Genomic DNA, 18344 nt, shown 5'->3' with positions numbered 1-18344 from the left:
CTATGTATAAAGAACTTCATAGAGATACGACAAAAGTTGAGTGTCGTGATGGCAGGATTGTTCCATGTAATTACCTCGAACGCTCAGATTTTACTTTTGATAATGACCTATATGCAGATCTTCACTACGCTTTTGTAAGCTATGGTGCTGTCATTAGCTATGCACGAGCATATTCATTCAGAACAGGCATTAACCTTTTTTTAGATTTTAAGGCATCTTATGAAAATGGGATGCCTAAAAGTGCTCATTTAACATCAATAACAGATGTCATACCTGAAGTAATGGGGAAATTTGAGCAATATGTAAAATCCAATAAATGCCCTAAAGATACTCATTCTCGTTTCTTCAGCGTACTGCGAAAAGTTGCTAATGAAAATGATGATGGATTTCCGCTTATTTCAGAAAAGACATTTAAATCCGCTAGTAGAAACAGGGTAACTGAACCGTTATCTAAAGAGGCATTTAATTCTTTATCAAGCTTATTTGTTAGTAAGGTAGATAAGCTTTATAAGAAAATTGAGTTTATAGATGAAGTTGAAAAGTTAGAACCCTACACAATAGAAGAAATAAAAAAACAAATCATTAAACAGCAAGCTAAATTTAATATAAAAGGGAATTGGTACTGGATTCCAAATGAAAAAAGAGTTCTAAAAACGCTTCTATCTATAAATCATCCTTTTGGGATATCTCTTGACGATTTTTTAATTTTTCATGAAACTTTAAATGACAAAGTTCAAACAGCGTCAGTTAACCTATTGAAACTAAATACGTTAGAAGATTTGATTTATGCTACTTACCGTCACGCGCAGCATCGACGTATACGAAAAATAGAAGAAAAGCTTGTCGCATTACCAACACTAAACGAGCTGCTAGGCAAATATTTTCCTCAACCTGAAGAACAAGCAGTTTTAGCACTATTTTTATGCTTACAAACTGGTTGGAACAAAGAAACTGTTTTTGCAATAGATCCAAATAATTATGAACATGTGTTATCTGGTTCAATTGATTCCGATCATTTATTGATAACAGCAGAAAAAGAAAAATCTCAGAGTGGCAACTTACCGTACTTTAATCCTAAACAGTTTTTGGCAGCATCTGATAAGTCAAATAAGTACTCCGCATTTAATTTGATTCGTTTGGCTAAAAAATTATCTAAACCTTTATCAAAGTTGAGTAGAGAGTCTTTTAATTCAAGTGATTTATATTACAGTGAGTTGTTTTTGGTAATGAGAGGTGTTAATCATATGACTGCGAAGTCATCCATTAACAAAAAAGAGCCTGTTGGCAGATTTACTTCAATATCCTCAAAGAGTATATACACAGCAGCAATCAATAAATTACTAAGTGAAACAGTTATACTTGATACTAAAGGTCGAATAACTAGCGTAAAAGAATTAACTCCTAAGTTACGACCAACTTGGATTAGATATGTTCGGGATGAAAGTAATAGTCCACTAACGTTAGTCTCGTTGCAACAAGGCCATGAAAGTATTGATACCACTGATATCCATTACGATAACTCATCTATTGCTCAGCAAAAAAGATTGGAAAGACTTTCTGAAGAATTAAAAGAAATTACACAAAGATTACGCAAAAAGAATTTTAAAGGTCTCGTACATAAACATAAAGCTACTAAAAAATTAATTGGCTCATTAAGAATGTTTTATTTACCTTCACATGACCGAGCTTTATGGGGGTGTGGGAACTCTTTTAGTCCTGATTTTCCAAACGCTGAAAAAATTATAAAAGATGGGGCAAAATGTAACGAAATATCACTTTGTTTGTTTTGTAGTCAAGTCCGTATCTTTGAGGACTCGTTACCTTTCATCATGGATAGAGATGAGACACTGGTGCGCTTACTAGACTCTTCAGATGGATTTAAATCAACGGAGTTGGAAAATGAACTTCAAGTAATTAGATATATTATCAATGAATGGAAAGATGAAAAAGCATTAAAACAAGCGGCAAGATATAAGCGGAAGTTTGATTCATTACTGCCTGTTGATATGGGATCATTAAGAGTGATTTTTGAGGATGACTAATGCAAGTATATAGCCTAGAGACTTTAATCGAAAAGGAACTAAATCAGCTAGAGGAAGATTCTTTAGAGTATGCACAGTCGAGTCTCGAAGACACATTAAATATTTCTAAATCAAAGAACAAGAAAGTATCAAAAGTACCTTTGCTATCACTGTTAAATGAGAGACCTGATGGAAATTTTCCTGTAACAGATAAATCGAAATTTGGTGATGAAAGGTGGGATTCTGATGTGTTGCAAAGATTAGGGCGAAATCAGTTTATCATGTCAAGCTCAGTATTAGGAGGGGAACTTTTTGCTAAATGTTATACGTATTATTTGCTACCGGGTAACAACCCGTATGGAAAAATAACGAGTTGGTTGTCCACTGATACATATTTTTATTCTTGGTTGAAAGCAATAAGGGAATATGTTCTGGAACCTAATGGACTTGATTTTACTGAAGATTCCATACAAGCAATTTCAGCTAAAATGTTAAATAAAGCTTTAGACATGGCAGAAGCAAGTAATGTTAAAAGACACTATGAGTTCCTTTTTCACGGAATAATTTTTTGGTTATCCCTATCACTAGATGGGTATTTACCAAAAGAGTTATCTTTATCAGACGTTACTCTTAGTAAAATTGATACAAAGGATAGAAGAAAGTCAGTAACAGTTAATTCTTCTAAAAATGTAAATAGTTGGAAGCCATTATCTGAGATAGAGCTTGCGAATTTAATGACATATTCAATCGACTGGATTGAGGTGGGACTACCAGAGTTAGATATAATCCAAAAGAAATTAAAAAAGTTAAAGCTTTGGAATTCTTCAGTAATAGTAGGGAATACAGAACAACGATTAAGCAAGATTAGTGATATTTTCTCTTCAACGCTTAATGATAAGCCAATTGTTTCTATTATTCTAAATCATACGGAAACGACCCAAAAAGGGCGAACATACCAAGGATGGAGGGTTAACTGGAGAAAAGGATTTAGATTAGCACTTAACGAAGTCAAAAATTCTTTATTGGTAACTTTAGGGGTTATCACAGGTATGAGATTAAGAGAGTTATCTAGCCTTAAATTTTCAGATTTTGAGTATATAGAGGATGTTGATAAATGGTTTCTGGATATTACGAGATTCAAAACAACAGATGATCCTAATTTTTTTGGCGAAACAGATACAATAGAAATTCCTAATTTCTTTGGTAAAAATGTAGAAGAATATAAATTAATCCGCAGTGAAATAGTTGAAAGAGATAGTGAGTTCATATTTGATAATAATTTATCGAGAGAAGCTAAGAAAATTAAGCGCTCAGTTGGAAAAGTCTTTAAAAAACTAGGTGAGCAACTGGGTATTGATGATCTGCACCCGCATCGTCTTCGCAAAACAACTGCTGATATATTAATAAAGCGTTCAGAGAAGAATATAGATATCATTAGAATGCTTTTCGGTCATAAGAGCTACACAATGACATTAAGGTATATTGCCAGAAATCCTTACATGATTGGTAGCGTAGCTTCAACACTAGAAGTTCACTTTGCCGAAAACTTTTCTGAAATTATTACCGCTGTGGTAGATGGTAAAGCATCTGGTAAATTTGCAGAGAGTTTCGGCGAAAAGTTTAAAGAGGAAAAAAATAAGGTTTTCAGAGGCAAGTTAATTAGAATGCGAGTTTTTGAATACATTATCTACCTAATGCAATCGGGAGTTCCTCTTCATGTTGAACGAACGACACTGGGCAATTTCTGCTTATTCTCAGGTACTATTTCACGAGAGGCAATGCCTCCTTGCTTGCAGGGCAGAGACTACTATGAAGGTATAGCCCCAGAACTTACTAATTGTGATGTTGCATGTGAAAATGCAGTTGTTCTTGAAGAAACAGCAGAGTTGATTCAAAAAGATATTTTATTTTATGAATCTTTAGTGGAAAACACTATTGGTCAAATCTCCGCTAAGGCAAAAAGCTCCCTTATTAAAAAAATTGCGGCTAAAAAGCAGCATTTGGAAAAGCTACAAAAAAATCATAACTTTCAGGATAAAGAGAAACTAGCGTGAGTACTCGACAAAAACTTATCCAAGTAATCATCGAGCATTATTCTGGAACAGACACCAAAAAATTAAATATTACATCTGCGGCTAAAAAAATTGGCAAATCACGGCAGTATATTTATCAAGATTTAGACGATTTAGTTCCATATATTAAAGGCGAGAATCCATATACTGACTTATTGGACAATGAAAGTGAAGATGATGAAACAGTAGCGCTTTTACTCCAAAATTCTTACACCACTATTGAAAACTTAAAGGAACAGCTACGACAGCAGCTCGTATTTCACCAAAAAGAAATTAAGGATGTAGAAGCCAGAGTTTTCACGACAATGATGAACAATGATATTGCATTGCATGAAGCTGATGAAGTTCGTATAGCGATGGAAAAGCAAGCATTGCACTTTAGTAAACTAGTTAAAGATAATAAAAAATTGAAAAATGATTTAGTGACACTAGAAGCTAAAATGTTATCAATAAATATAGAAACTTATGTTGAAAGTAACGTTATCCATATTGAGCCAGAGTTGTTAGCCGTTTTTAAAAATTTTTTGAAAACAAAAGATATGGATGTTTTTGAAGAAGAAAAAGATTTAGCTATCGAGAAAGTGATACTAAAAGTTCAGGCTTTACCTGAAAACAAAAAAGTTAGAATTGTTATTTTTATTGAACGGTATCTGAGTCAGGTCTCAACCTTTTTATCAAGAGTTAAACAAAATTTTGGCGGGGATGTAATCGTCATTAGTCTACCTGTTTATTCTACGATTGAGCTTAGACTTTACCTAAATAAAATTAAAAGCAAAGGTCATATTTCTATATGGGTTCCTGTAACTGAGAGCGATATAGTTGCAAAGGCGCAAAGAAAGTTTCACTTTTCACATGTGCCTCAAGAGGAATTTGAGATGGCAGATAAAATGCAATTGCCTAAGTTAACAGATGGTTTTGATGAAGTGACTCACTTTAAAGTTCAACAGGGGGAGTAATTTGTTAAATTTATATAGGAGAGTAGAGAATTACATTCACCTTGAAACAGGAAAGCCAATTTCTCACCATTTGATTATTGAAAAGTCAAAGAACCGAGAAACGTTACTTAGCCATCCAAATTTATTTTTAAGTTATAGTTGCAATAACTCAATTCAAACTTCTAATCGCTATTCTTCTGTCATTACCAAGTTCTATACCTTTCTTTCAACGTTAGATAAGTTTAAAGGTAAAGATTTATCTGAATATCATGTTTTAGCTTCGAATATCGACATCAAAAGGTGGCAAATTCACAGACAAATAGAACGAGTGAAATCTCAGTCTGTTAAGCCGACTTCAAAATCAATTTATGAAGATGCCCAAGCACTTTTGGTATTTTTTAACTGGCTTAATGAGTCAGGTTATCCAACATGTGTTCAGGTAAAAAAGAAGCAGTGGAAAGCGAACTTTAGAAACGACAGCTTATTAAATTATATATCGAAAAAAGCAAAAGTATCTATTGATGCCAAGAATGTAACGGTATTAGACAAAGAAAGTAGGCAGAAAAAAAACAAGACTTTGATCTCGCAAAATGAAATTAACTGGTTTAGGGAGTCATTTAACGATCCAGTTTACGATGCAATATTTATGCTGTGTTTAGGGACTGCGATGAGACCCATAGATTTATGTAGATTTCCTTACATTGGAACGGGTTCTAACAGTCATATAATGCCTTATTCCGATATGGACCAATCCACGAAAACAATTGAATACCACGTTTCTAACAGCAAGGGGGGCAAATCGAGGGATATTGTCATCAATATTAAGGATCTTGAAAGATTAGAAAATAACTATATCAATAAGCATTTCTATGAAAGAAAAGAAAAATATACAAAACGATATGGTAAGGAATGTCCTCCTCATATTTTATTTTTAAATAAATTTGGAAAGCCAGTTACTCCGACTATGGTTTCTTCTAGAGGAAGCGATGCAAAAAACTTAGCAATTAAAAATCACCCTGAATTTAGAGAAGGGACGACATTTTATGATGCTAGAGATTGGTGGCCCACTATGTTCATGATTCGTACATTCAAAGAAAAACTGCTGACTGAAGAAACCAATGTCTTGTATTTAGCGGTTGCTGAAGTTGTTATGCAACAAATGGGACACGAGGACATTGCCACTACTTATAAACATTATATTGATATGGCTAAATTAATCGTTATTGCCCACAAAGGACAAGTCAATGAACTTGTTAAAGAATCATTTGATGCAGTATCTTGTGTTGAAAAATATGATTCTGTGTTACATGAAGTTTTTTAATAAACTGTGAGGGGGAAAGTTTGGCTGACGCTCAAGTAAATATTAGTAAGTTCAATGATTGGCATAAAGATTTAGATCTGAATGAGTTGTTGTCTTTTATTAACCTCAATACTTACAAGTTAAATAAACAGCTTGTTGCAGAATCTGCTGGATTTGGTTATGGGGCGTTGAAACCCAAGAACGGAAACCCTCAGTTGATAAAAGCATTTGAAAAATTTGAAGAAAAAATAGTTAAAGACCTAATAGCTAGCAATCTCCTAGTAGATAAAGAAACTCCAGTGAGCAGTGTTAAAGGGGGTGTTAATAAAAATTGTAGTGATCCTGTTTTAGTTGATGACATGAATAAAACCAATAAGGCACTGCTTAAGAGAAATGCACAATTAGAAAATGAGGTGTTTTCACTTAACAAAAAAATTGCTGCTCTGGAGTTTCAATTGAAGACAGCTAGTGAAGAAGTTGGACGGCATAGGGAGACTATTCAAGTCATAAATGAAGTGAATGGTGTACTTTGATTAATAAAACAAGCCTTTTAATTCGCGTAACTCAAATTTATCAGTGCGATGAAAAGCTGCTTTCATTTAGCGGTGTGCCAATTGAAAAAGGTAATTATAATGGAGACCGCAAGCGAATTGTTTTTATTAATGTAAAAAATAGTCTAGTTCCTCTTGAGCCACTGATTGGGCAACACTGGAACGTAGAAGGGTATTCAGAGGACAAGGTTGGTAATTATAATAAACTTCATCGCTATTATGAAAACCCAGAAAGTTTGTGTTTTGTCATGCCTGATGATGAAGAAGGTTTTGTTTGGTTACTTGATCGTGAACCCAGCTTTAAAGGGATATCCGCAGACACGGCAAGGAGTATATGGGGGGATTTTGGTAACAATATCTATAAACATGTTTATGACAAGAATGAAGAGCTTCTTAGTAAGAAATTAAGCAATACCAAAGTAAAAAAGCTAATTGATGGCTTTAAAAAGTACTCTAATCTTAAATATGCACAATGGCTTGTAGAAATTGGAATACCAATTCCAATCCAACAACGTCTGCTAAAATATCATGGCAAGGAAACGTTTGAGCAAATAAATAATAATCCTTATGTACTGTCAATATTCGATTTGGACTTTTCAACCGTTGATCACATTGCGAAAGAAAAATTTGATATCGCTAACGATGATGATAGAAGGTTAACAGCTGCTTTTCATCACGCTATTCAACAGCATGAAAAATCGGGGCACACGGTAGCAAGTAAGAGTAATTTAACAAGAAGGTTAGAAGTACTACTAAAGAGTAGCGCTCTCGTCTCTAAAGCATTTGAATGTGTTCAGAAACAATCTTATAAAAAGGTAGTTATATTCAACAGAGAGCAAGAAACTTACCAAGCATCAGCATCATATGTTAAAGAAAAATCAATAGCTCTAAGAGTTAAATACTTAACTGAATGGAAACCTAGTGAATTAGAAAACGCTAAATTTAAACTTGCGTTTAGGTGCGCATTAAAGACATTACCTTTCAAGTTATCGCTAGGTCAGGTTAGGGCAATATATAAAGCATTAAAATCTAAAATATGTATTGTTTCTGGAGGGGCTGGAACAGGAAAAACTTCAGTACTTAAGGCAATTCTTGCAGGATATAAAGTATTAAATATCTTACCTCACTGTGCTGCATTATCAGGTCGTGCAGCAAAAAGGATGTTTGAATCTACTGGCTATAAAAGTACCACGATTGCAAGGCTATTACATGACAAACCCATTGAACCCAATTTATTGAGTCATGAGAAAGAGAATGTTTTGATAATTGATGAAGCGTCTATGTTAGACGTTTCGACAATGTTTAAGCTGATAAATCATATAAACCCTGACACCCGCATATTACTCGTTGGAGATCCAAATCAATTACCACCTATAGACCTCGGTTTAATATTAAACGATCTAATCTACAGTAGAAGGGTGACAAACTGTAAGCTTGACGCAGTTAAGAGGCAAGAAAAAAGCAGCGGAATACCTGAGTATAGTAATTTAATTGCGAAAGGAATAATACCAAGCAAATTGAGCTATGGTAATGTACATTTTCATTGTGTGGAAATAGAGCAGATAAATAAATTATGTGTTGAATTATATGAACTGCAACCAAAGGGGAGTCAAATAGTTTCTCCAGCATATACCCCAGAGATAGCGGGAATAAACATTCTAAATGAACTTTGCCAGAAAGCTACAAATTTGGATAGTGATAATTTGAGATATCCGTTCCTCGATCAGTATGTTAATTCACCATTGAAAATTAATGACCCAGTTATTTTTACAAAAAACAATTTTGAGTTAGATGTACAAAATGGAACTGTTGGTAAATTAATTACTCAAGCTGATGGTAGACATCTAGGAGAGGTTCTATTGGCTGACAGCAACCAAAAAATCAAATTGTATCACGATATAATTAAGACAGTAGAACTTGCGTATTGCATGAGTTTGCATAAAGCTCAAGGCAGTCAATTCAAGCGAATAATTGTCCCAATCATTGACTCTGTAGGTGTAGATAGAAACTGGATATATACGGCAATAACAAGGGCAGAAAAAGAAGTGCATCTTGTGGGACCTAAATCTTTTTTTGAAAAAGCGATGCGAAAGAAAGGGGCAACAGAAAAGCGTAAAACGGGCTTAAGGTATATTTTAAACTCACTTTTTTAGCTGCTCTAACTTATTCACTTGAACCACCCCAAACTTGCTAAATAAAAATGCTTTTTATTACCCGGTAATATGTTTTTTAAAGTTACTTGGTAACAATAAATAATCGACTATAATGTTGTATTATTTTTTAAAAGGAATCTACATGAGTAGTAAACGTGGTCGCCCGGCTCGCCAGATGAGTGAAGATAAAATCATTCAAATTGTTATGGATTTTTATCACAATCCACAGTATTTCAAGCAGTTATTTGGTTCATTAGATACGTATGATGAGGAAAAATACTTCACTGACTATTTAAACAACCTTCATGATAGACTTTCAAAAACAACTGGTAATAAAGATAGATTGCTAGAAAGCTTTGGAAATGTTAATAAAAAAATAGAATCTGTTAATAGTTCCTCAAAAAGTAAGTCAGAAATTCAAGCGGTAATTGACGAACTTAAGGGACGAATTCCTGTCGTTAAGGCTGAAGATATAGAAGAGTTTCAATCTGTCATTAGTAAGCTGCCAGATCGACTTTGGAAGCGATATAACAGCCGCTTAAGACAGCAAGAGTATAAAAAAGCTAATAGTGATTCCAGACAAATTGAATTCAGTTATGATGCCTATATGAAGTTATTGCATCTTAAAAATTTATTAAATGCTAAGAGCTGGAATGAGTTAGCAAATAAGGTATTCGAACTTAGGAAACACAATGACAGAAATTAAAGATGAAGAATGCTCTGCATGTCACAAGAAACATATTAATATCAAAACAGAAATTATTACCCCGTCATTGGATAAACAGGGCGGAATTAGAAAAATGATAATGATGAGATGTGAAGAGCATCTTGATTGCGATACGGATACAATGGAGTATTTAAGCTTATTGAAATCAATGAATGTTAAGCAGGAAGACCTACAGTTTGATACTTGTGCTTCACCTCATGACACTATTGGTAGTGCTGTGAAAGGTGTATCTGTTACCCACAAGCCAACTGGTACTACTGCTAGCTACAACAATGAGAAGTATCAGTCGTTTAACAAGATTAGAGCTATTCAAAAACTTAAATCTGAACTGAATAGTTTTAATAAAGATTAACGTTACCATGTAACATAAATAATTGAGTAGTTATGAAAACTGCAAAAGCAGGTGATAATAGCAAAGCAATATGTCATAAATGCGAATCTGTTGTTGATACAACATTTATGAAACGTGACGTAGCACTAAGTGATAATTCAGCTATGGTTGAGAATGTACTGGTCGCAGTTTGCAATAGCTGTGATTCTGTTGTCGCATTACCTCAGCAGTCTTCTAAGCATGTGAATAAAACTATTAAAGCGAGTGAAATTGTGGCTAGAAAAGATAGAGCAAATAGGAAGTTTAAAGGCGTAACATTAGCTCACGAAAATATCAGTAGACTACCTTTTGAACTAGAAGAACTTAAAGTTGGTGAAGTGGCATTTGTAGATGATAAAGCATTTATGCGTATTGACGTTGAGATTGATAAAAATGATAAAGAATCAAATTAAATGTTACCTACTAACAAAAATTAAATGGGGGAATAATGAAAACTTTAGATGTTCGAGATGTTGAAAATACTTTTGATGAGATGCTATCTAAAATACACAATGAGCATGTTCAAATTATGGAAGATGGTAAACGTGTTGCTGTTATGATTTCTGCTGAAGAGTATAAAGAAACTATAAAGTTTCTGAGTAGTCATAGCATTAGCACAAGCTTACATAACAATTAGCGTTAAATGGTAACATTAAATGTTATTATCATTCCTCGCTTGGCCCTTGGAGCCAAGCTTCAATTTTACTATAGGTTTATACAGCCCTAGTCATTAATTGAATTTATTCATACTTATAAAAGTTTCTGAATTAAAATTACTGTTACCACGTAACATTTAATTCAGAGATAGTTTTACTCTTTATCGGCACTCGACTTTAAATTTGGAAAGTCTTGCTTAACCTTTTCTTCAAACCACTCTTTTAAAGTCTTGCCTTGCATCTTTATTGCTTTATGCAATTGCTCTTTTAGTTCAGGGTCAATTTCGACAACTACACGACCTGATTTACCAACAGCCATAATAAGATTTCCAATATTATTAATTTTATTAAATACATTTGTTATGTTACATAACATTACTTGACATAACAAGCTTAATTTTGTAATGTAATTGGCAGTAAAAAAGAATTTAAGTTACTGTGACTTAATAAGATTAAATCGGATTTAATGTCATAGCACAAACAAAAGGTAAAGTTTCTTATGGTAAAAAATATAGGCGGTAAAGATTTCTTCGAAATGCTTTGGCAATCAGCCGTTAAATTGCGCGGTGCATTAGAACCGGGCGAATACAAGCACCCCGTTTTAGGTCTTCTCTTTTTAAAATATGTTTCTGACTCATTCGTTGAAATGCAGAAAAATTTAGAAGAATGGACAGCAGATCCAAATAATGAAGATTATTACGAGGAAGATGAAGAAGACCGTCTAGCTATCATTAATGATCGTGATGAATACAACGCTGAAAACGTATTCTGGGTTCCTGAAAATGCTCGTTGGGAACATGTCGCCAAGCAAGCTAAAGATACCAATATTGCTAAGATCCTTGATGAAGCAATGGGTGAAATCGAAAAAGCTAACCCTAAAGTTAAAGGCTTGCTATACAGAGGCTTCAGTCTATTAAAGCTTCCACCTGCCAAATTCGGTGAGTTAATCGAATTATTCTCAAAAATTGGCTTCAATAGCAAAGATCACAAAGCGGCTGACGTACTAGGTCAAGCTTACGAATACTTCTTAGGTAAGTTTGCATTAGCAGAAGGTAAAGGCGCTGGTGCGTTCTATACTGTTGATTCAATTGTGAAGGTACTCGTTGAGATCGTAGCTCCACACAAAGGCCAGCTATATGAGCCAGCTATCGGTTCGGCTGGTATGGTTGTATGGTCTGAAAAGTTCATGGAATCTCATGGTGGTCAACGTGGTGACATTTCAGTATACGGTCAGGAGTATACTCATACCACTTGGAAGCTGGCTGCGATGAACTTGATCATCCGTGGCATCGACTTCGACTTAGGCGAATCAAACGGTGATACCCTTTTAAACGACTTACACAAAGATTTAAGAGCCGATTATTGTTTAGCTAATCCACCGTTCAATCAGGAAGATTGGGGAGCAAGCAAGGTTCGAGGTGATGTTCGTTGGAAGTATGGTGAGCCTTCAAATAGCAACGCTAACTATGCGTGGATTCAACATATGATTCATCATTTGAATGAAAATGGGCGTGCTGGTATTGTAATGGCTAATGGAGTGTTAACTTCGACATCAAATAATGAAAATGTTATTCGAAAAGGCATCATTGAAGACGACATTGTAGAGTGTATTGTTAGTTTGCCCGGTAAATTATTTATCAATACTCAAATACCAGCATGTTTAATATTTATTAACAAAAACAAATCTAGAAAAAATGAAACACTATTCATAGATGTTAGACATACTGGGCAATTAATTGAAGGCTCTAGATCTCAATGGCATTTTAATGAAAAAGATATAGAAAAAATAGCAAGTACCTACCATAATTGGGCAAATTCTAATCTATCAAATGGAGCATACGAGAACATTGAAGGCTTTTGTAAGTCAGCTACGACTGAAGATATTAGAAATGCTGACTATGTCCTTTCATGTGGAAGATATGTTGATTCTGAAGGCTTAATGGAAGAAGAGGAAGCATTTGAAGATGAGATGATGATGCTAACAAACTTGTTATCTACTCAGATGGACAAAGGTTCAAAATTAGAAGAAAAAATCAAATCATCTTTGCGTGAGGTAGGTTATGGGCTATGAAATAACTAACCTCGGTGAATATATTAATGTTCAAGGTGGCTATGCCTTTAAAAGTAAGGACTTCTCTAAAGATGGAAATCCAGTCTTAAAGATAAAAAATGTTAGATTTGGGCATATAGACTTCACTGATTGCGGATTTGTTTCAGATTCAGTTATCAATGGACTTGAAAGATTTAAAACGAATGCTGGTGACATATTAATCTCTATGACAGGTTCTGGACCTAATGCGCCTCAATCTTTGGTAGGAAGAGTAGCCAAGATTTATCAAGATGATAAAGCCGCATACATCAATCAGCGTGTTGGACGCATACAGATAAAGGATGACAAAGTAGATCCTGACTTTATATTTTATCTATTGCAGCAAAAGTCGAGCATCGATTATTTAGTTGCGAATTCTACAGGAAGTGCGAATCAAGCGAATATAAATGCAGTTACTATTTGCTCAGTACCTTGCCCTAAGGTTACCTTTAAAGAAAGTGTGGCTATTGCAGATATTTTACGAAATATTGATTTGGGCATTCGTAACAATAGTCAAATGAACGCAACATTGGAAAAGATCGCCCAACGCATTTTTAAATCATGGTTTGTTGATTTCGATCCTGTTAAAGCTAACGCAGAAGGCGTACCTTTTGATGGGCTTTCACCTGAAATTCAAGCTCTGTTCCCAAATGAGTTTGATGAGTCGGAATTGGGGATGATTCCGAAGGAGTGGGAGGTTAAGAAATTGGAGCAAATTGGTGACATAATTACAGGTAAAACCCCAAGTACTAAAAATGAAGAATATTATGGCAATGAAATTCCTTTCATAACAATACCTGATATGCATGGTAAATCTTTAGTAACGAAGTCTTCAAAATACCTATCCAAAAAGGGAGAGCTATCACAACCTAAAAAAACACTCCCTAAAGGCTCAATACTGGTTAGTTGTATAGCAACCCCCGGATTGGTAATTTTGGCACACGAAAATTGCCAAACTAATCAGCAAATCAATAGTTTGCTGCCATATGATAAATTTTCTAATTTTTATTTTTTATCATTAAAGTCCATGTCTGGACGAAGCGCTTTTAGTCACGATGGGACTGTTTTTGACAATATGAATAAAACAAGTTTTTCCAATTTAAAGATGGTTATACCTTCATTCGATTTGCTTAAGAATTTTAATGATTTAATAGAGCCAATCTTTGAAAAAGTTTTGATTAACCAAAAACAGGTCAATACACTAGCTAAAATCCGAGATAAACTACTACCCCGTTTAATCTCAGGCAAGATTGCAATCCAAAAAGCAGAGGAACTACTCGAAGAAGCGAGTTAATGCACAGGGAAATAAAAAGAATAATAAGGTGTAAAAATGGTAAACGAAGATCAATTAGAAACAGAATGTATGGAGTGGTTTGACAGCATCGGCTATCAGACTCTTCATGGTTCTAAAATAGACCCAACGAGTGCATCACCAGAGCGAGATTCACTTAGTGAAGTCATGCTATTAGGCAGACTAAGAAAAGCAATAGAAGACATTAACTCAGGGATACCTGAGTCGGCTCGTGAGGATGCCATAACGAAGTTAAGGCAGTATCACGCCAATACTGCTGTTGCTAACAAAACATTTCATCGTCAATTAATCGAAGGTATTCAGGTTGAATATCATAATGACAAAGGAGAACTTGTTGGTGATCGCGTTTATTTAATTGACTTCAAAAGCAAACACAACAACGACTGGTTAGCTGTTCAGCAGTATTCTGTTGATGGTGTAACCCACGGTGAAAAAGATAATCGCAGACCAGATATTGTTGTTTTTATTAACGGTTTACCGATATCAGTAATCGAGCTTAAGAATCCAAAAGACGAAGATGCTGATGTTTGGGCAGCGTATAACCAGCTTCAAACGTACAAGAACACGATTAAAGACCTCTTTGTATGTAACGAGGCGATGATCATCTCTGATGGCACAGTGGCTCGTATAGGCTCTTTAACGGCAGATCGTGAACGATTCATGCACTGGCGTACTATTGATGGCTCAAAAGACGATACAGAAACTATGCTAGAGCTTGAAGTAATGATCCGTGGTTTCTTTGATAAAGATTTACTGCTTGATTACCTTCAATTCTTCGTTACCTATGAAGCAAGCAAAGACTCATTCATTAAAAAACAAGCTGGCTATCACCAGTTCCACGGTGTTAGAGATGCAGTAGTAAATACGGTCAAGGCAACAAGGCCAGATGGCGATCAACGCTGTGGTGTTTTCTGGCATACACAAGGCTCAGGTAAGTCACTATCAATGGTTTATTACAGTGCGAAGCTAATGGCTACGCCTGAACTAGAAAATCCGACCATTGTTATCGTTACTGATAGAAACGACCTTGATGATCAGCTTTTTGAGACTTTTTTAGCAAGTGAAGATTTGTTAAGGCAAAAGCCTATTCAGTGCAACAATAGAACCGATATTGAGTTACATTTACAAAATAAGCCAGCAGGCGGTATTTTCTTCGCTACGATGCAGAAATTCCAGCCAGAAAAAGGTGAAACTGAATTTAAGCCTTTATCCAATCGTCATAATATTATTGTCGGTGCTGATGAAGCGCATCGCTCTCAATATGGTATGAAAGCAAGAGTTGACCAGAAAACAGGTCAAATGAAATACGGCTATGCCCATCATCTTCGTACTGCATTGCCAAACGCAGGTTTCATAGGTTTCACTGGTACGCCAATAGAAACTGAAGATAAAGATACTCAGCATGTATTTGGCTCTTACGTATCTATTTACGACATTGAACAAGCACAAAAAGATGAAGCAACCAAGCCGTTATATTACGAAAGTCGCTTAATTAAGATAGATCTTAGTTCACTAGTGAATGAAGAAGATATCGAAGATGAAGTTTATGATGCAACAGATGGATATGATGAATTTGATCAAAGTCGATTGAAGTCAAAAAATGCCGCGCTCGAAGCCCTAGTTACTGAAGATAAACGAATTGAGACATTAGCCGCAGACTTTATCCAGCATTTTGAAAAGCGTGAGCAAGTTATGCTCAGTAAAGGAATGATGGTCTGCATCAGTCGTGAAGCTTGTGTGAAAGTTTATGATGCCATAAGAAAACTTCGTCCAGATTGGCATGATGACGATCCACTTAAAGGTTCAATGAAAGTGATTATGACGGGAAGCTCGTCTGATAAAGAGTCCTTCCAAAAGCATATTCATAAAAAGCCTATTCAGCGCAAAATTGCAGAGCGAGTACGTGATCCTGATAATGATCTGAAGCTAATCATTGTTTGTGACATGTGGCTAACTGGGTTTGATGCACCTTGTCTTAACACTATGTATATCGACAAGCCACTTAAAGGCCACAACCTCATGCAATCTATTGCTCGTGTTAATCGAGTATTTAGGGATAAAGAAGGCGGTCTAATTGTTGATTATCTTGGTATTGCAGAAGACCTTAAAAATGCATTAGCAAATTATACGGCTAATGATGGTAAAGGCAGACCAACAGTAGATATTGACGAAGCTATGTCAGTATTTAAAACGAAACTAGACGTATGCCGTAGCATTATGCATGGTTTTGACTATTCCGATTTCGAGAAAAGTACGCTCAAGTTATTAGCTGGAGCCATGAACCATGTCCTCAAGGGGAATGATGGTAAAAAGCGTTTTGACCGCGCTGCCTTGGCTTTAAGCAAGGCTTTTAGCTTGTGCAGTACACATGATGAAGCGAATGATTACAAAGAAGAAGTCGCTTTTTTTGAAACGGTTAGAGCAGCAATAAAAAAATCAACGATGGCTAAGAAAAAGCTTGATGCAGATACCGTCCAACACGCCTTGAGACAGGTTGTGTCTAAAGCTATTGTGACGGGGGAAGTTGTTGATGTATTTAAATCTGCTGGGCTTAACAAGCCTGAAATAAGCATTTTAGACGATCAATTCTTAGATGACGTTAAGAAGATGGAGCATAAGAATTTAGCCGTTGAAATGCTGCAAAAGCTTATTGAAGACGAGATAAGAGTCAGAACTGCTAAGAATGCAGCTAGTCAAAGATCGTTTATGGATATGTTGTCAGCTTCTGTTGCTAAATATAAAAATAAGGCAGTGCATACAAGCCAAGTAATTGAAGAACTGATTAGGTTGGCTAAAGAGCTTAGGGAATCAGCAGATCGTGGTGAAGAAATTGGGCTAACGAAAGAAGAATTAGCTTTCTATGACGCACTTCTTGAGAATGAAACGGCTAAGGAAGCAATGAAAGACGAGGATATCGTTTTAATTGCTAAAGCACTTGTTCAAGAAATTAGAAGTAGTTCGCAACCAGACTGGGAAAAGCGTCCTAACCTTCGCTCAAAAATGCGTAGAAATATTAAAAAAATTCTTAAGCGCACAGGATATCCGCCTGATCAACAAGCCGAAGCTGTTGAGGCGATATTAAGACAGGCAGAGGTGATGGCTTAGGCTCGTATTGAAAGGATGCAAAAACGATGACAATAAAAATTAGAGAGCTTAAACAGGCAGCCAAGCGGTCAGGTAGTGTTGCTATTGCAAAATCGTTTAACGAAGCTTCAGACAAGAAGTTAAAAACTGCGTTTTTATGTCATAGTCATCTTGATCAAGAATTAGCAAAAGGACTTCAAATTTTTCTTAAGGAACAGGGCTTAGATCTGTATATAGACTGGGAAGATTCAACTATGCCCAGCGAACCGAATAATGCTACGGCAGATCAAATAAAAAATAAAATTAACGAAAGTGATTTATTTTTATTTTTAGCAACTAACAACTCAACGCGTTCTCGTTGGTGTCCGTGGGAGATTGGAGTTGCTGATCAGTTAAAGGGTTATGAAAACATAATAATTGTTCCAACAATGGAAGATAACGGCACTTGGTATGGTAATGAGTACCTTCAGTTATATAAACGCTTAGATGAAGGTAAACATAATCTTACAGGCAAAGACATTATTGGAGTCTTTGAAGCAGGTACTGCCTCAGGGAAATGGATAAAATATATTTAAAGGGCAATTAATATGGCGAAAATACCAGTATTCTACAGTTTTCACTTTAATAATGACGTAATGCGCGTTCAACAAGTTAGGAATATAGGTTCCATTGAAGGGAACTCGCCAACCACTCCTAATGAATGGGAGCGATTAAAAAGAGCGGGTGACAGTGCAGTCAAAACTTGGATTGACAATAACATGAAATACAAACGCTGTGTCATTGTTCTGATAGGTTCCGATACATCTACACGCCCTTGGGTTGAGTATGAAATCAAAAAAGCTTGGGCGGACGGCAAAGCATTACTAGGTATTTATATTCACAATCTCAGATGTCCAAGAACTGGTACATCGAGGAAGGGGGCTAATCCTTTTGACAATTTTACTTTCAACGATGGAAGTCGATTATCTTCTGTAATTCCTTGTTATGATCCAAGTCCTATCACTGCATACGCTGATATTGCAGCCAATATTAGTGGATGGATAAATTCAGCTATTGCGAATAAAAGGAATTAAT

At 35.5% G+C, this 18344-nt stretch carries 16 protein-coding genes; 15 read left to right on the top strand and 1 reads right to left on the bottom strand.

What is annotated here, in order from left to right; translation table 11 throughout:
* Window positions 1–2 precede the first annotated feature (2 nt).
* The 10 genes from QR722_RS10195 to QR722_RS10150 all read left to right on the top strand — a co-directional run bounded on the left by QR722_RS10195 (window position 3) and on the right by QR722_RS10150 (window position 10766).
* The gene (locus tag QR722_RS10195) at window positions 3–2042 is read left to right on the top strand and encodes a hypothetical protein (protein WP_286282726.1); all 2040 of its coding nucleotides are present in this window, start codon (window positions 3–5) and stop codon (window positions 2040–2042) included.
* Window positions 2042–4075: a site-specific integrase gene (locus QR722_RS10190; protein WP_286282725.1), complete on the top strand. Its 2034-nt coding sequence runs from the start codon at window positions 2042–2044 to the stop codon at window positions 4073–4075. The genes QR722_RS10195 and QR722_RS10190 overlap by 1 nt, the downstream gene beginning before the upstream one ends.
* Complete coding sequence (locus QR722_RS10185) at window positions 4072–5049, top strand: hypothetical protein (RefSeq protein ID WP_286282724.1); 978 nt, start codon at window positions 4072–4074, stop codon at window positions 5047–5049. Before QR722_RS10190 ends, QR722_RS10185 begins: the two co-directional genes overlap by 4 nt.
* Window position 5050: 1 nt before the next feature.
* Entirely contained in the window at window positions 5051–6349 is a 1299-nt protein-coding gene (locus QR722_RS10180; protein WP_286282723.1) for a site-specific integrase, read from the top strand.
* A gap of 20 nt (window positions 6350–6369) precedes the next feature.
* A complete protein-coding gene (locus QR722_RS10175; RefSeq protein ID WP_286282722.1) occupies window positions 6370–6861 on the top strand; it encodes a VPA1267 family protein in 492 nt (163 codons plus the stop codon).
* Complete coding sequence (locus tag QR722_RS10170; RefSeq protein WP_286282721.1) at window positions 6858–9032, top strand: AAA family ATPase; 2175 nt, start codon at window positions 6858–6860, stop codon at window positions 9030–9032. The genes QR722_RS10175 and QR722_RS10170 overlap by 4 nt, the downstream gene beginning before the upstream one ends.
* Before the next feature lie 142 nt (window positions 9033–9174).
* Window positions 9175–9738 (top strand): hypothetical protein, encoded by a 564-nt coding sequence (locus QR722_RS10165; RefSeq protein WP_286282720.1) that lies wholly within the window; start codon window positions 9175–9177, stop codon window positions 9736–9738.
* Window positions 9725–10111 carry a peptide chain release factor family protein gene (locus tag QR722_RS10160; protein WP_286282719.1) on the top strand — a complete coding sequence of 129 codons (387 nt, stop codon included), beginning with the start codon at window positions 9725–9727 and terminating at the stop codon, window positions 10109–10111. Before QR722_RS10165 ends, QR722_RS10160 begins: the two co-directional genes overlap by 14 nt.
* 32 nt (window positions 10112–10143) lie before the next feature.
* Window positions 10144–10542, top strand: coding sequence for a hypothetical protein (locus QR722_RS10155; RefSeq protein WP_286282718.1), 399 nt, complete (start codon window positions 10144–10146; stop codon window positions 10540–10542).
* 35 nt (window positions 10543–10577) lie between these two features.
* Window positions 10578–10766, top strand: a complete 189-nt coding sequence (locus QR722_RS10150) for a type II toxin-antitoxin system Phd/YefM family antitoxin (protein ID WP_286282717.1) — start codon at window positions 10578–10580, stop codon at window positions 10764–10766.
* 173 nt (window positions 10767–10939) lie between these two features.
* Here QR722_RS10150 and QR722_RS10145 read toward each other — a convergent pair whose 3' ends face one another.
* Entirely contained in the window at window positions 10940–11104 is a 165-nt protein-coding gene (locus QR722_RS10145) for a hypothetical protein (RefSeq protein ID WP_176474736.1), read from the bottom strand.
* Window positions 11105–11284: 180 nt separating this feature from the next.
* Here QR722_RS10145 and QR722_RS10140 point away from each other — a divergent pair, with 180 nt between their 5' ends.
* Genes QR722_RS10140 through QR722_RS10120 form a run of 5 tightly spaced genes read left to right on the top strand, consistent with a single transcriptional unit; the run spans window position 11285 to window position 18343 of the window.
* Window positions 11285–12856, top strand: coding sequence for a type I restriction-modification system subunit M (locus QR722_RS10140; RefSeq protein ID WP_286282716.1), 1572 nt, complete (start codon window positions 11285–11287; stop codon window positions 12854–12856).
* Window positions 12846–14168 carry a restriction endonuclease subunit S gene (locus QR722_RS10135; RefSeq protein WP_286282715.1) on the top strand — a complete coding sequence of 441 codons (1323 nt, stop codon included), beginning with the start codon at window positions 12846–12848 and terminating at the stop codon, window positions 14166–14168. The genes QR722_RS10140 and QR722_RS10135 overlap by 11 nt, the downstream gene beginning before the upstream one ends.
* A gap of 36 nt (window positions 14169–14204) precedes the next feature.
* Window positions 14205–17291 (top strand): type I restriction endonuclease subunit R, encoded by a 3087-nt coding sequence (locus QR722_RS10130; RefSeq protein ID WP_286282713.1) that lies wholly within the window; start codon window positions 14205–14207, stop codon window positions 17289–17291.
* A gap of 26 nt (window positions 17292–17317) precedes the next feature.
* A complete protein-coding gene (locus QR722_RS10125; RefSeq protein ID WP_286282712.1) occupies window positions 17318–17845 on the top strand; it encodes a toll/interleukin-1 receptor domain-containing protein in 528 nt (175 codons plus the stop codon).
* Window positions 17846–17857: 12 nt separating this feature from the next.
* Entirely contained in the window at window positions 17858–18343 is a 486-nt protein-coding gene (locus QR722_RS10120; protein WP_286282711.1) for a TIR domain-containing protein, read from the top strand.
* Window position 18344 lies beyond the last annotated feature (1 nt).

The organism is Aliiglaciecola sp. LCG003 (genome assembly GCF_030316135.1).
Classification (GTDB): Bacteria; Pseudomonadota; Gammaproteobacteria; order Enterobacterales; family Alteromonadaceae; genus Aliiglaciecola.
This window is presented reverse-complemented; position numbering and strand designations above follow the sequence as displayed.

Bases quoted from the DNA above. Each gene is read 5' to 3' on its own strand.
- QR722_RS10195 (WP_286282726.1), top strand. From the start codon at position 3: ATGTATAAAGAACTTCATAGAGATACGACAAAAGTTGAGTGTCGTGAT.
- QR722_RS10190 (WP_286282725.1), top strand. From the start codon at position 2,042: ATGCAAGTATATAGCCTAGAGACTTTAATCGAAAAGGAACTAAATCAG.
- QR722_RS10165 (WP_286282720.1), top strand. From the start codon at position 9,175: ATGAGTAGTAAACGTGGTCGCCCGGCTCGCCAGATGAGTGAAGATAAA.
- QR722_RS10160 (WP_286282719.1), top strand. From the start codon at position 9,725: ATGACAGAAATTAAAGATGAAGAATGCTCTGCATGTCACAAGAAACAT.
- QR722_RS10155 (WP_286282718.1), top strand. From the start codon at position 10,144: ATGAAAACTGCAAAAGCAGGTGATAATAGCAAAGCAATATGTCATAAA.
- QR722_RS10150 (WP_286282717.1), top strand. From the start codon at position 10,578: ATGAAAACTTTAGATGTTCGAGATGTTGAAAATACTTTTGATGAGATG.
- QR722_RS10145 (WP_176474736.1), bottom strand. From the start codon at position 11,104: ATGGCTGTTGGTAAATCAGGTCGTGTAGTTGTCGAAATTGACCCTGAA.
- QR722_RS10140 (WP_286282716.1), top strand. From the start codon at position 11,285: ATGGTAAAAAATATAGGCGGTAAAGATTTCTTCGAAATGCTTTGGCAA.
- QR722_RS10135 (WP_286282715.1), top strand. From the start codon at position 12,846: ATGGGCTATGAAATAACTAACCTCGGTGAATATATTAATGTTCAAGGT.
- QR722_RS10130 (WP_286282713.1), top strand. From the start codon at position 14,205: ATGGTAAACGAAGATCAATTAGAAACAGAATGTATGGAGTGGTTTGAC.
- QR722_RS10125 (WP_286282712.1), top strand. From the start codon at position 17,318: ATGACAATAAAAATTAGAGAGCTTAAACAGGCAGCCAAGCGGTCAGGT.
- QR722_RS10120 (WP_286282711.1), top strand. From the start codon at position 17,858: ATGGCGAAAATACCAGTATTCTACAGTTTTCACTTTAATAATGACGTA.